We start from the raw sequence: 14,852 nt of genomic DNA on the forward strand, positions 1-14,852 counted from the left end.
TTTCATTGAAAATTTTTTGTTTAATAATTATTTTAATTCATCTTTATCTTGAGCTAACTTCTGAGCTTTATCATTCATGTATTTCTGAAGTTCCAATTTATCTGCTTTTGACGTAGAGTTCAACGGCATATGTGTCAGTTTTAGATATAGTCTCGGTATTTTATAACCTGCAATGTTCTCTCGCATATGTTCATCTAATTTCTGTTCAAAGTCTGGATCATCTTCGGTAAGTACAACAGCTGCTGAAACTGATTCACCATATTTAGGGCTATCATATCCAACAACAACGCCCTGAGCTACAAGTGGATGTTCTGATAATACTGCTTCAACTTCAGAAGGTAATACATTCTCGCCACCAGTAATAATCATTTCCTTGCGGCGATCAACGATATAGACATCACCATCTTCATCTACTTTGGCTAAATCACCAGTTAAGAAGTATTCACCATGAAATGTTTTTGCAGTTTCTTCTGGTTTATTCCAATAACCAGGTGTCACGTTATTCCCACGAACTCCAAGTTCACCAATTTCTCCAACTTCTACTTCTTCAAAATTATTATCAAATATGCATATATCCATGAACATTACCGGTTGTCCAATACTACCAGGCTTCTGCGCCCCATTTTCTGGTGTATTAACCATAACAAGTGGTGCTTCAGTTAAACCATAACCGTTAATAATAGAATAGCCCATACTATTAAATTTCTTTTGTACCATTGGTAATGGAGCTGAGCCACCTTGAATTAAGAAATCAATACTTTCAAAATTTTTCAGATCAAAATTTTCAGCTACTAACATGGCATAATACATCGTTGGGATCTGAATTAAATAATTCGGCTGGTACTGAGCCATTAAATCATTTAGAGATTCGCCATTAAAGTAACGTTGCAATATAAGCGTTCCGCCAGCCATTAATAAAGGAAGCGTCAAATCGTTAAATCCTAATACATGGAACATAGGCGTTGAAATAATAGTTGTATACGTTGAATTAATTTTATAAGTTAGAGCTAGATTAATTGGGTTATTTACAAAAGAGTCGTATGAAAACATAACCCCTTTGGGCAATCCCGTCGTACCACTTGTATACATTAACGAAGCTAAATCGTTTCCTTCAACACTTACCGTATTGAAAGGGCGATGTTGCGTTGGATCTACTATGTCATCATATACTTTTGAATCTATATCCATGTGTATTAATTCGTCTGCAATACCTTCTAAACTTGAAACGTGCTTCTCAGCGTAGAAAATGAGTTTCACATTTGAATCATTAATAACACTCTCAATCTCCTGTGTTTTTAGACGCCAATTAATCGGCAAGTATACTGCACCTAATTTAAACGAAGCAAACATTAAATCCAATATCGCTACATCATTGGGTGTAAATATACCGACGACATCACCGCGTTTAATACCTTGATCTTGTAAATAATTGGCTAAGTTTTCTGCACGAATATTCAAATCTTTATAGGACCATTCAGTACCTTTAAATGGATCAATCACTGCGGCTTTATTATCGTCAAACGTTGCTCTTGTTTTAATCCAGTCGTAGTTCATATTTTTCTCCCCCTTATTTAAATACGATGTTCCGACTTAATTGCTTGGGACAATCCTCCCCATTCATCTTGATAAATATCGCTATTAGTCACTTTGATATTATCTGCAATGATAGGTTTAAATTCCATAAGTGCTAAAATGTCTTTTTCTAAATCCAAGCCAGGTGCAATTTCAAGAAGTTTCAACCCCTTAGACGTTAATTCAAAAACTGCGCGTTCTGTTACAAAATAAACTTCTTGCTTTAATTCCACTGCGTTATGGGCGTTAAAATCCGTATTACCAATATTATTTACAAATTTTGAAGTATGACCCTCTTGTTTCACAGATACTTTGTTATTTTCATACGATAGTTGACCCCCGACAACCATCGAGCCTGAAAAAACAATGGTATGCACTGTTTGGCTGATGTCTATAAAGCCACCACAACCATTCATTTTATCTCCAAATTTTGAAACATTTACATTTCCGTATTGATCAACTTCGGCAAAACTGAGATAGGCTACATCTAACCCATCGTTATAAATGAAATCCCATGTCATCTCATGCCTCATACGGGCGCTCAAATTATAGTTCATACCAAACCGTGATCCACTACTGATTAAACCACCGAAAACACCTGTATCGATATTTGGTTGTACTAGATGATTCACTTCTTCTTCTATTAACACATTGGATAATTCATTATTTATGCCAAAACCAATACTGATTACGTCTCCCTCTAGTAGAAATTGAGCTGCGCGCCTCAATATTACTTTACGGGTACCTAAAACTATATATGGTTCTCGCATCTTAACGATTTGATAATGACCAGAGAGCGCAGGATCATATTGTGTTTGTATGACCTGTCTATGAAGCTTTGGATTAGTATTAATCACTACATAATCCACTAGTTTTCCTGGAATAAATACATCGCTTGGGTTAAAGCTGCCTTTTTCTACAACATCTTTAACTTGAACAATCACTTTTCCTTTATTCCTATGCGTTGCAGCCGCCAAACTATAACCTTCGCCTAAATGAGCCTCATGAGTCATATAAATATTTCCATCTGTGTCGGCATATGTACCTCTTAATAGTGCTATATCAATGTCAGGAAAATGATACTGTAAATACTTTTGATTATTAATTTCTATCAACGATACTAAATCCTCTGTTGTACATGTATTGACTTTACCTCCTGAATAGCGAGGATCTACGTTGGTATTTAGGCCAATTTTAGATATTATGCCTGGTGAAGCATGTGTTTTATTTCTATAGTGTGTCGTAATCACACCTTGTGGTAAATAATATGCTTCAATGTCATTATTACGCATTGCATTGATAGTTTCTGGTGAACCAGTAATGATGCTTGTAATTAATCGCTTAATCATACCCCTCGTTGTAAAAGAATCTAAATCATAACTATCTCCACGATAATCACTAATGTCATTCGCTAGCATAAAAGTAAAATTCTTAAAAGATTGATCTTCATCATTATGTTCGACTAACGTTTTCAATATCTCAGCTGGTAAATTAGCCGTTGATAAGGCTGCCAGAGCTATAACATCACCTTCTTTAATGATGCTTGTTAAATCTGAAAATGGAATAATTTTCATATAGGTGTCTCCTATCTTTATTTAATCCAAACTGTTATACATAATTTCCCCTTTTAAAACCTCTCCTTTTTTATAAATGTAAGCCCTTACATGTAATATACCATTATTTTTGAAAATTATGCAAAAATTTCAAATTTTACAAACAAACACCTTTCTTAAATCTAATTATAAAGATATCTAGCAGCAAAAATGCATTTTCACACTAATATTCTTCATCTAATTTACTTAATATCATTTAGTAATAGTCCAGATGCAATTATACCTGGGAATACTTGTGATGACTGGTTAATAGTGCTCTATTATTCAAATTATATAACTTAAAACATTTTGTTTTGTGACAAAAGTTAACGCTTTAGGTTATGTTTTTTTACACAAATTTTGAATACAAAAACTTTTATAATAATATGTAAATGTAATATAAATTCAAAGCAAGGGGGCTTGATTATGTTATCAGGATTATTAGGACCAATCGTTGATTTAATTGCTGCTTTAGGACTTTAATTTCTTTGGCCCAAGATTCATGGCCAATACTTCATATTCTGATTTTATAGAAATTTTGATGATATCAAGCTAAACAAGGGGGGCGTTTGATTATGTTATCTGGACTATTAGGACCAATCGTTGATTTAATTGCTGCTTTAGGACTTTAATTTCTTAATATAATTAAAAACAGAGTATATTTATTATAAAAATCAAGGAAAACACTTTCGTCGAATTTATTAAGCGAAAGTGTTTTTACTTCGAGATATCTACAATCATTTGCTTTTTAAAATAAATAAAAATGAAACTTAACAATTATGTATATGTCACCTGCCATATAATTATAAATACAAAATTCATATGTTAGGCTAACCTAAATATATTGTTAAGAAATGTAAAATATGTCATAATTGCACACATACTTTTTAAGTGAACAAGTAAATAATTATGAAATACGTTGCTTATATTAATGTGACGTCTATCGGCTTCACTTAACTAAGATACCTCAATGATTGGAGATGATAAAATGAAAGGAAACAATAATATTCTGGAAAGAAATAACGCGTTATTCAATAAATATGAAGCGTTATTGAAAATGATTCAGCAAGGAGAAAATAGTCAATTTATATATAGTTTTTCTTGTTTACATCCATATGAAAAAAGTGAATTTTTCTTTTTAGTGGATGAAGAAGAAAGGTTATATATGTATCGCTTTCTAAACTCGGAAGAGATGGCACAAGTTTTAAGTAACGCCGAAAGCCTAAAACATGATATGTCAATTGTCTTTAAAGAAATGCCTAGTGATTTTGCTAGAGAAGCAATCTTAAAAATGTCAGATGACGATGCAACTTATGTATTAAATTTATTAAATAATGACCAAAAATCAGAAATTTTCAATTCTCTACCAGAACAGAAAAAAAATGAGCTTAAAAATTTAATGAGTTATCACCACGAAACTGCTGGTAGTATCATGACAACCGAATATATATCAATTTCTCCAACAATGACAGCTGGAGATGCATTGAAGCATATTAAGTCTTGTTCCGGAAAAGTACAAACGATTTATGTAGTCTATGTAGTAAATAATGATAATGAACTTATTGGTGTGCTTTCTCTCAGAAATATTATTAATTCAGATCCTGCCCAACGTATTAGCGATGTGATGAATTCAAATGTTATTAAAATTGAGAGTTTTATAGATCAAGAAGAAATTGCACATGTGATGCGTAAATATGATTTCTTAGCCATCCCAGTAGTTGACAATTATAATCACCTAATAGGGATGATTACTGTAGACGATATCATTGATGTAATCGATAAGGAAGCAAATGAAGATTATCTAAAAATGGCTGCTCTTGACCATGTGAGCGACGCAGAGGGCACAGTTATCAATAGGGCCACTAAACGTTTACCTTGGTTAATATTACTTACCTTTTTAGGGATGATTACTGCCACTATCTTAAGTTCTTTTGAAGATACTTTAGCCAAAGTATCACTACTCGCTGCATTTATTCCTATTATTAGTGGTATGTCCGGTAATACAGGTACACAATCATTAGCTGTATCAGTAAGAGGGATATCTACAGGAGAAATGAAAAAGAAAAACAAATTTAAACATGCTCTAAAAGAGTCAACGAGCGGCTTAATGACTGGAAGTATATGTGGATTTATTCTTTTTTTAGTTATAGTAATTATTTATAACCAACCTTTATTAGGTTTGATTGTAGCCATCAGTTTAACAATAGCTATGACAGTAGGTACTACAATTGGTTCATTAATACCCTTCTTTATGACTAAGATAGGTATTGACCCAGCTGTCGCTAGCGGCCCCTTCATCACAACAATTAACGACATTGTAAGCATGCTAGTATACTTTAGCCTTGCTACAACATTTATAAGTTCTCTTACTTAAAACATGTACTATTTAAAGCGTCACTACTCAATTATTTGAGCAAGTGGTGCTTTTTGTTAACTTCTGTTTAATTTACTCGATATACTTATAAATACTCGGTTGGGATAGAGCCTTAGTCATGCACTGAACATTTAAAATAATACTAGGAGTATGAGAGTAATTTAATTATTTAAAAATATTTCATTACACTACCCCAATTCAAAATGACTAGAATCGATAGGGCTAAAAGATTTATCTGATCTGAACCTCTTATGTAAACACTAATAATATTCAAAAATAGAAAACCTGAGTAAAAGTTCATGCATAAGTCTATCCTCATAAACAAAAAAACGGTAAGGCTAGACAAGAATCTAATTTTACTAATTAGATATCGTTGTCTTGACCTCACCGTTTTTTATTATTGAAGTTTTTACGTAAAGTGTAAATGTCCCTCTAGTGCTATTAATTTTTTTTATTTTTCATTCCATCCATAAGCACATCTAAATTATATTCCAGATATTTCAAATAAGTGTCTGCTTGCTCGCCTTTTTTTCCTATTTCATCTGAATAGATTGGTTTTTTATAAATAGGCACACCAGTTTCGTTGGATACTGTTTTCATTGGACGTGTATCAACGTTAGATTCTACAAATAAATTAGCAGGTTTATTACTTTTTATAAATTTAGTTAAATCTTTGATTTGGTTGGGAGTGCCATTTTCATCCGTATCAATTGGCCAAATATAACCTTCTTTTAAATCATAACGGTCAGTTAGATACTGAAAAGCTTGTTCACTAGCTACAAACACACGATTTTCTTTAGGAATACTGCCAAGTTGTTGGTTATAGTTATCCTCAATGTTATTTAATTTCTTTAAATATTCTTTTTCATTAGCTTCATAATAACTTTTATGTTGAGGGTTTCTTTCTGATAATGATCTTGTAATATTTTTAATCATTTTTTCCCCAACATTTGGGTCGATGAAAGCATGAGGATTTACTTCTTTGTTACCATCTTCGTCTTTAATGTATTTAGGTGAAACCCCTTCTGATGCTTTAATAGCATTCTTTTTAGAAAAATCAGTAGAACTTAAAGCTTTAGAGAGCCAACCTTGATTTCCACCTTCTAAATTCAACCCATTATAAACAACTAAATCAGCTTGAGATAAATGTTTAATGTCGCTAGGTTGCGGCTCGTAATCATGTGGATCTGTGCCAGTAGGAACTAGATTGGTTACTTCAACATGTTCCCCACCTATTTCTTTAGTCATATCTTCAATCATTGAAAAACTTGTAACGACTTTAACTTTATCTTTATCAACAGCTTCCAACTCATCGTCAGAATCGGCATCTTTTTGATTATTGCCACATGCTGATAATATTATAGTTAATAAAACTGTAGCTAAAATTAATATTATCTTTTTCATTTTGAGACCTCCTGTCTATGATTTAATCATTTTCCATAGCAAGCCATTTTTCGGTGCTAAGAAGAATGTAATGATGAATATTATTGTAATTACTAACACGATGACTACACCTGATGGTAAATTGAATGTCACGCTAAAGAATAGTCCAATCACAGATGACATCATACCTATCAATGCAGAAGTTAAGATCATCGTTGATAACCTTTTAGTCAATAAATATGCCGTAGATGCTGGCGTAATTAATAATGAAACAACTAAAATTACACCTACTGTTTGTAGTGAAGCTACTGTTACTAATGTTAATAAAATCATAAGCGTATAATGAATAAACTTCACTGGTAAGCCAGACGCAGCCGCCATTGTCGGATCAAAACTGGATAGTAAAAATTCTTTATAAAACACAATAATGACTACCAATACAATCGCTACTACAATAAATGTGATGGTTCTATCTTCTGGTTTCACGGTTAACACGTTACCAAATAAAATTTCAGTCAAATCGATGGATGACTGTGCTTTAGTAATAAGTAATACACCCAGCGCTAAAAATGAAGAAAATACAATACCTATTGAAGAATCGCTCTTAATCTTACTGTTTTGATTAACAAAACCAATCCCTAGTGCCGCTAATACACCAAATACAACGGCCCCATAAAAGAAATTAATCCCTATCATATAAGAAATCGCCACGCCAGGTAGGACAGCATGTGAAATTGCGTCTCCCATTAAAGCAAGACTTCTAAGTACAATAAAGCACCCTATAACACCACAAATCATACCTATTACAATTGAAGTAATTAGCGCTCGTTGTAGAAAACTAAATTCAAATACATCGTGTATAAACTGACTAACCATGATGCGCCCCACTTTCTGAAGCGATTAAAATATCTGTACCGTAGGCAGCTTTTAAATTACTACTATTAAACACTGTCGCTACTGAACCAAAATCAATTAATCGTTTATTTAAAATGATTAAACTATCAAAATATTTCTCAACTTTAGACAAGTCATGGTGAACAATTAAAATTGTTTTACCTTTTTGAGATAACTCTTTCAACAATTCAACGATAATTTCTTCACTTGTAATATCGATACCTACGAAAGGTTCATCTAATAAAATAATATCTGTTTGTTGAACGAGTGTTCTCGCAATAAGTACACGTTGAAATTGTCCACCTGATAACTCTCCAATTTGATTATCCTTATACTCAAACATATTTACTTTTTTAAGTGCCGCTTCAGCCTCATGCTTTTGTTGTTTACGCGGTAATTGCCACGGTTTTAATATCGGATAAAACCCTAATATCACGCAATCTAACACTTTCATTGGAAATGTTGAATCAATATTACTTTTTTGCTCGACATATGAAATATTTTTAGGTTGCTTAGCTATTGGCAAATCGTTAAAGCGAGCTATACCTTTATGAGGCATTAAATTAACTATGGACTTAATTAACGTTGTTTTGCCTGCTCCATTAGGCCCGACAATGCCTACAATTTGCCCTTTTATAAGTTGGAAAGAAACATCTTGTAACGCTTCTGTTTTATTTTCGTACGTTACAGATAAATTTTTTATATCTAGCATGAAATCAATCCTTTCCTTCTTTTCTGATATAAAAACAATAATATTAGGCTAACCTAAATTTAATATTTAGTCAATAAAATCATTTTATTCAAAAGTATTATTATACTATATCGTATATATTTAACTTTATATTTTTTCCAAATTCAAAATAATTAATAAATAGAATGTATTGGCATAGCATATAGCTTATTAGAATTAAAACGTAATGTAGGTGCAAGGTTTAATTGATAGCGGTTGGGGAGTTGGTGCTTGCTAAGAGGGTACTACTGAATAAAACAAACCACGCGCGCTTTTTAGTTTGTCTTTCGATGAATATGCGTTATATTGTTGTTAACCAGTTAACAATAAAGAGGTGTACTATGAATAAAGAAAATATCATTCAATCGATTACTCAATTGATTCAAATTAAAGAGAATCAACAACGTCATTTTTCGTTAGATAATAACCAAGATAATTTATCAATCACACAGTTTCATATACTAGCTATTATTTTAAAAGAGCAAAATGTTAATAATAGAATGTTAAAAGAGCAACTTAAAATTTCTGCACCTGCTATTACAAAGGCTACAAAAAAGTTGATTCAGCTGGAATATATTGCAGAAGATAAAAAACGGGATAATAAAAAAGTATATTATAAGCTGTTAAACAAAGGTAATGCATACGCAAATCTACATGAACGTATGCATAATCAAATTATAAATAAATATTTATCCATTTTAGAGAAGTATAATGACGAAGAACTAGCAACTATTGATAGTTTTATTAAAGATTTAACAAATGAATTAGAGGGGTGACAACATGGACAAAATCACATTAAAAGAACAAATTGAAAACTTATACAATGATATTTTAATTAATTTAGATATAGAACAAATCCCTAAATACTTTGCAGATGATTATATTCAAATTACTGATCATAAAATATCTAATATCGACGAATTCAAAAATCATTTAACTAAGCTAAAAGAAGTCGTTAAACAACTTTCAATCACTCACTTTAAAACTATGATAACTGATGAAAAGCAAAATATTGTTTATTTGAGATACGATGTATTAGTAGAAAAGAAAAATGGTTATTTGGGAAAAATTGAAGTTTTTGCAGAATTTACCTTTAATAAGTACGGTAAAGTTAAACATTGTAATGAATTAACTCAAGCCTATGAAACAGAATTATCTGGTATTGGTAGTATTTCCTAATAAGAACTCCTCTGTTTAGTGTCTATATATATCTAATATTGAATCAAAACAATTCGTATTGGAAAATTAAAAATAGACATATGCTTCAAGGAATTGTTTATAAAATTACATCATTAGTTATTAGTATAAAATTAAGCAAACAGCCTAATAAAAAGCTTTCAAGGTGGCAATAAAATAATATGTTTTTCAATTTCGTTAACGCTCTAATAATTACCCAAATTTTATTATCACCTTGATTAGCTCCAAAATATTTCTGTAATTTTAATAAACTGTACTATTCGTCAATTAGAGAGTACAGTTTATATCAAGTTAAGTTAAGCAAACAAATTCAAACTAATTGTCTCAACGAATGGATTGTGCTAGTAAGTGATGTAAGCTCTATTGGACAGCTCAAAATTTCATTTTTTATCAAAGTCATATAAGGTGATTTGCTATCATAACGCGGCCATAACGAGCTATCTTTATTGCTAGGAATGCCATTTCGCGCAAATGATACCCATGCATGTTGTAAAGCTTTTGAAATAGTTATATCTTTTTCATCGTAGTTTTCTCTGGGATTTAAGTTACCAAAAATATATCTAATTTCTGATGTATGTTTAGCTAATTCTTTTGTTCTATGAGCCACTGGAGAAACTCTTGAGAAATGATAATAATAAATATTGTAGCCTAACTTTTCAAAATGTTTGACCGTTGCATAGCATGGTTCAAACCATACTGCAGTAGTGAATAATTTATCTAAAGCGTCATATGTAGTTAAGTTATCTGCCTTTAATATATGATGTACACGGTCGCTTACTGGTTTCGTCAATGCCGTTATCATATTACTAAGCGTTTCAACATTATATTCCCTATCAGGTTTTATAAAATAGCGGGCTTCATTTTCAACGCAACCGATTAAAATAGGTATATCTGTGTTCCAATTTTCCAAACCTTGTTTAGATACAATATCCCCATCAGGTACTGGGTTCCAAATTAGATTCGCTGGTGTATGTACTTCGCCAGGAGGCGGAAATACTCCCGAAAATTCTGTCGAAGCCTCTAACACTGTATCGGTTGAAAGTTGCTGTAATGATTCCAAATCACTTGAGCCTAATTTATTTAACATATCTACAGTAACTTTTTCCACCTTTTTATAAGTTGGTTCTGGTGCAAACACATAAGGTTCAAAACCAGCGCTTTGGATAATAGCTCGATGAAATAATCCTTTAGCACGTTTAACTGACAATAAATTCCTCACAGCTTGGGCACCAGCTGATTCACCAAATATCGTCACGTTATTGGGATTTCCTCCAAAATATTCTATATTATTAGTAACCCATTTTAATGCAGCAACTTGATCAAGTACAGCAAAATTGCACCCTATTTCTGGATGTGCTAAGAAACCAAAAGCACCAAGACGATAATTGAAGGTAACTACGGTTACACCTTGTTTTGCCAATTCAGCTCCATCAAAAGCGTCTTCTGAACCAGCACCGCCTAAATTACCGCCTCCATGAATCCAAACCATAACGGGTTGCTGTGCAGTTTTATCGATAACAGACGTCCATACATTTATATATAGACAATCTTCGCTTTGCTTTAAAGTTCTTAAGTTAAAAGACGCACCACCTTTTTGTGGACATACCGGACCAAACTCTATGGCTTTATACACGCCTTTCCATTTTTGGGGCAGCAAAGGTTCTCGCCACCTTAATTCTTTGATAGGAGGCTCTGCGTAAGGTATCCCTAAAAATTTATAAGTAGAATTGTTAAATATTCCCTCTAATTTTCCTTGTTCTATTTGAATTTGCATCATTAACCCTCTTTTCTCAAAAATTTCAGGCTATAATTATAAAATTGAGTATATTTTGCATTAAAATTTTTAGCTTAAGGCCATGACATAAGCACGCCCTAATATATATGTCATCAAACCAAATAAAAGCTATACAATGGCTTAATTATTTGCGTAAAAAGTATGAATTTTATATATAAACCAGTAATTCTCTACAAAATTAGATATACACGCATTCTCAATTATAAAAATTACTAACCACACCATAATAGACAAATTAAAACCTGAGACATTTATCCCAGGCTCTACTTTATTAAATTTAATTACAATTTACACTTAATTCAACCACTTCAATTGCTAATGTAATTAATATGCGATAAATTTACATATTCTTATTTAGTTGAAGCAATTTTTGTGCATTTTTATAGTTAATTTTGGCTTGGTCTTCTTCCGATAACCCTAATTCCCCTAAAAATGTTCCAAGCTTTTCAGGTTTAATATATGGATAATCAGCAGCGTAAAGTATTCTATCAATGCCAAAAGCATTTTTAACCATTTCAAATTGTGGTGGCGTCAACATACCGCTCGGTGTAACATAAAAATTATTTTTAAAGTATTCACTTATAGGATAACTAAGATGATCTGATAATATTGTATCGTCCATTCTCTCTAGGAAAAATGGAATAAATTCTCCCCAATGACCAATAATCATTTGTAAATTTGGATATTTGTCAAATACACCACCTAAAACAAGGTGGATGGCGTGGATACCGACATCAACGTGCCACCCATAGCCAAAGGAGGCAAATGAAGCGGCCGTAGCATCTGAATATGCATCGCTCTTGTAATACTCTTGATAAACATCCGCATTAACTGGAGCAGGATGTAAATATATAGGCACACCCAATGCTTCAGCCTTAGCAAAAATGATATCGTACTTTTCTTGATCTAAAAAGCCATCTTGAGGTCGCCCAGGTATTAACACACCTTTAAAACCTAGCTGCGTAATTGCCCTCTCTAATTCTTTAGCCGCTACTTGAGGTTCATTAATTGGTATACAGGCAAACCCAAGAAAACGTTCTGGATACATTTCAATATAATCATACAATTTATCGTTAGCATACCGGCAGAGCTCAATTGCTTTTTCTCCTGTAAGATTAGATGGTGCACCATTACCATATGATAATATTTGGACTTGGACATTATGTTCATCCATAAAATCAACACGATTTTTATGATTTTGTAGTTCATCATCATCCGTGAATCCTGTTTTACTTTCTAAAGCTTCTAACATAGTCTGTAAAGGTACACCTTCTGGGTCAGGTTGTACAAGTTTTGCCATTTCGTCTTTAACTTCTGGTAATACAAAGTGTTCTTCAAATGTAATACTTTTCATATAAACACAACTTTCTTTTCATATATTTTTCAAGTAAAAATACTATTTTGAATTAAGCGAAATCTTTCCATTCTAATTCTTGGAGCCAGTCATCAAAATTGAGCAGTTGAGGATTTATCTTACATAATTCAGCTATATTAGCCTCATAGCCTTCATATTCAAACCATTCGAACATTTTCATCATTTGTTGAAACTTTTTACGTTCATCTACTATTTCACAAGATACTTCAAATCTCTCGCTTAACTTTTTAGCTATTTCATTTAAAGTAATTTCTTCCCCCGCTAATTCCATAGCTTTTCCTATATATTGTTTTGGTTGGCTAAAAGTAATAGCGGCAAAAGCACCGATGTCTTGCACAGCAAGCATCTGTAATGGTATTTCAGAATCCATAAAACCTTGAATCACTATTTTGTCATCTTGCGCTTTCGCAAAACCAGTGAAATTATCTATGAAAAACGTATGGCGTAAGATTGTATATGGTAAATCTAATGCACGAATATGTTCTTCAATTTGCCATTTACTTGCAAAATTATCAGCTCCACTATACCTTTCAGCGCCAGCAGCTGACCCGTATACAAAATGAGTAGTACCTACTTGCTTAGCTACATCTGCTATCATTTTTCCTTGTTGTACTTCTTTTTCAGGGTCTTTAGGATCAAATGATTGTACGCTGTAAACACCATAAACATTTTCCATTGCTTCGACAAGAGACTGCTTATCATTCATATCTGCTTGTACAATAACAGCTCCATCTTGTTCTAATTCTTTTATTGCAGATTGGTTAGGATTACGAGTCATAGCATGCACAATCCAACCATCGGATAGTAAACTTTTAGCAACTGCATTGCCTTGGTTTCCGGAAGCACCCATTACTAAAATGTTTTTATTGTTTTCCATCATAATCACCTTTCATCTCATTGTTTAATCAAAATATTACGTCCATATCGATAATATTGTTTCTGAAAAACCTTCCGGCTTCTGAATATACCCTAAATGTCCGCCAGGTATGTCGACGATTTTGATACCCGATTGTTCAGCGATATAAAAATTGACATCTTGAGGAAACGATCCTTTAGAGTCAGTCCCATTTAATAATGTTATGAGTTCTTTGTATTGTGATAAATCTTCTAATTTAATATCAGAATGTGTGTACTGTCTAATTTCATATTCAGCCCAAAACATCATACGTTCATATTGTTCTTTCTGCGCTTCATCATCCTCGGAAACAGGTTGAGCCATACTTTTTTCATCTATTGCTGAAATATTCAGTGTTTCTCCAAAAGTTTTCATACCTACTTGCAAACCTTCAGTTAAGACTTGTTCTACAATTTCATCATTTTTATCTTTCCAATATTTACTATCTGGTAAAAACGTATTAATGGGTGGCTCATGAAAAGCAATTTGTTGAATTACTTCTGGATAATCTTTTAAAACATGCATGGTAACGATAGCGCCAGAACTAGACCCAAGTAAATATACTGGTTCATCGCTTAAGTGTTTCGCCAGTTCTGCAATATCCTTTGCATCACGTTTAACACGATAATCGTCATCAGGTTTTTGTGCTCGTTCAGGCAAAGGTGCGGTTAACTCACTGTAACCATAGTCACGACGGTCTACAGCTACGACGGTAAAGTTATCTTTCAAGTGCTCTGCTAAAGGTAAAAATATATCACCTGTACCATTGGCTCCTGGCACTAATATAAGTATAGGACCTTGGCCTACTTTATAATAATTTAATGTCGCGCCTTCTAATTCTAATTTATTCATTTCGCTTCCTCCATTTATAAAAATTCGAGTTGCACTACTTAATAAATTACCTATATGATATTTCCCTTTCATATACTTAATACTCTTTACCCACTGTCTAAAATTTCATTTAGCTTTCATACTAATATAACCAATGTACGGTATATTATTAGCAACACTGTGAATTAATCCACATTCGAGGCAATAAATAGTA

12 protein-coding genes are annotated in these 14,852 nt (G+C 32.6%); 3 read left to right on the top strand and 9 right to left on the bottom strand.

The window, feature by feature from the left end; translation table 11 throughout:
• Nucleotides 1-27: 27 nt before the first annotated feature.
• Together fadD and fadX are read right to left on the bottom strand one after the other, a co-directional pair.
• Nucleotides 28-1,554, bottom strand: a complete 1,527-nt coding sequence (gene fadD / locus ACW5YJ_RS01100; protein WP_457338346.1) for a long-chain-fatty-acid--CoA ligase FadD — start codon at nucleotides 1,552-1,554, stop codon at nucleotides 28-30.
• A 17-nt stretch (nucleotides 1,555-1,571) separates the two neighbouring features.
• Entirely contained in the window at nucleotides 1,572-3,146 is a 1,575-nt protein-coding gene (fadX, locus tag ACW5YJ_RS01105; protein WP_457338347.1) for a fatty acid degradation protein FadX, read from the bottom strand.
• A 1,006-nt stretch (nucleotides 3,147-4,152) separates the two neighbouring features.
• Here fadX and mgtE point away from each other — a divergent pair.
• Nucleotides 4,153-5,538, top strand: a complete 1,386-nt coding sequence (mgtE, locus tag ACW5YJ_RS01110; protein WP_457338348.1) for a magnesium transporter — start codon at nucleotides 4,153-4,155, stop codon at nucleotides 5,536-5,538.
• 441 nt (nucleotides 5,539-5,979) lie between these two features.
• On the opposite strand, the gene ACW5YJ_RS01115 is transcribed toward mgtE, so the two are convergent.
• Genes ACW5YJ_RS01115 through ACW5YJ_RS01125 form a run of 3 tightly spaced genes read right to left on the bottom strand, consistent with a single transcriptional unit; the run spans nucleotide 5,980 to nucleotide 8,527 of the window.
• Complete coding sequence (locus ACW5YJ_RS01115; protein WP_457338349.1) at nucleotides 5,980-6,942, bottom strand: metal ABC transporter substrate-binding protein; 963 nt, start codon at nucleotides 6,940-6,942, stop codon at nucleotides 5,980-5,982.
• A gap of 15 nt (nucleotides 6,943-6,957) precedes the next feature.
• Nucleotides 6,958-7,797, bottom strand: coding sequence for a metal ABC transporter permease (locus ACW5YJ_RS01120; protein WP_135092530.1), 840 nt, complete (start codon nucleotides 7,795-7,797; stop codon nucleotides 6,958-6,960).
• Nucleotides 7,790-8,527, bottom strand: a complete 738-nt coding sequence (locus ACW5YJ_RS01125) for a metal ABC transporter ATP-binding protein (RefSeq protein WP_426432870.1) — start codon at nucleotides 8,525-8,527, stop codon at nucleotides 7,790-7,792. The genes ACW5YJ_RS01120 and ACW5YJ_RS01125 overlap by 8 nt, the downstream gene beginning before the upstream one ends.
• 359 nt (nucleotides 8,528-8,886) lie before the next feature.
• On the opposite strand from ACW5YJ_RS01125, the gene ACW5YJ_RS01130 reads away from it, so the two are divergent.
• On the top strand, nucleotides 8,887-9,321 hold the full coding sequence (locus tag ACW5YJ_RS01130; RefSeq protein ID WP_457338350.1) for a MarR family transcriptional regulator: 435 nt from the start codon (nucleotides 8,887-8,889) through the stop codon (nucleotides 9,319-9,321).
• Between the two features lie 4 nt (nucleotides 9,322-9,325).
• Complete coding sequence (locus ACW5YJ_RS01135) at nucleotides 9,326-9,724, top strand: hypothetical protein (protein WP_017723630.1); 399 nt, start codon at nucleotides 9,326-9,328, stop codon at nucleotides 9,722-9,724.
• Between the two features lie 328 nt (nucleotides 9,725-10,052).
• On the opposite strand, the gene ACW5YJ_RS01140 is transcribed toward ACW5YJ_RS01135, so the two are convergent.
• The 4 genes from ACW5YJ_RS01140 to ACW5YJ_RS01155 form a co-directional block, all read right to left on the bottom strand.
• Nucleotides 10,053-11,516 carry a carboxylesterase/lipase family protein gene (locus ACW5YJ_RS01140; RefSeq protein ID WP_426432869.1) on the bottom strand — a complete coding sequence of 488 codons (1,464 nt, stop codon included), beginning with the start codon at nucleotides 11,514-11,516 and terminating at the stop codon, nucleotides 10,053-10,055.
• 361 nt (nucleotides 11,517-11,877) lie between these two features.
• Complete coding sequence (locus ACW5YJ_RS01145) at nucleotides 11,878-12,891, bottom strand: amidohydrolase family protein (protein ID WP_171915339.1); 1,014 nt, start codon at nucleotides 12,889-12,891, stop codon at nucleotides 11,878-11,880.
• A 52-nt stretch (nucleotides 12,892-12,943) separates the two neighbouring features.
• Nucleotides 12,944-13,789, bottom strand: coding sequence for an NmrA/HSCARG family protein (locus tag ACW5YJ_RS01150; RefSeq protein ID WP_171915337.1), 846 nt, complete (start codon nucleotides 13,787-13,789; stop codon nucleotides 12,944-12,946).
• A gap of 36 nt (nucleotides 13,790-13,825) precedes the next feature.
• The gene (locus tag ACW5YJ_RS01155) at nucleotides 13,826-14,659 is read right to left on the bottom strand and encodes an alpha/beta hydrolase (protein WP_135092525.1); all 834 of its coding nucleotides are present in this window, start codon (nucleotides 14,657-14,659) and stop codon (nucleotides 13,826-13,828) included.
• Nucleotides 14,660-14,852 lie beyond the last annotated feature (193 nt).

The sequence above is a fragment of the Staphylococcus sp. mip270_02 genome (genome assembly GCF_054031535.1).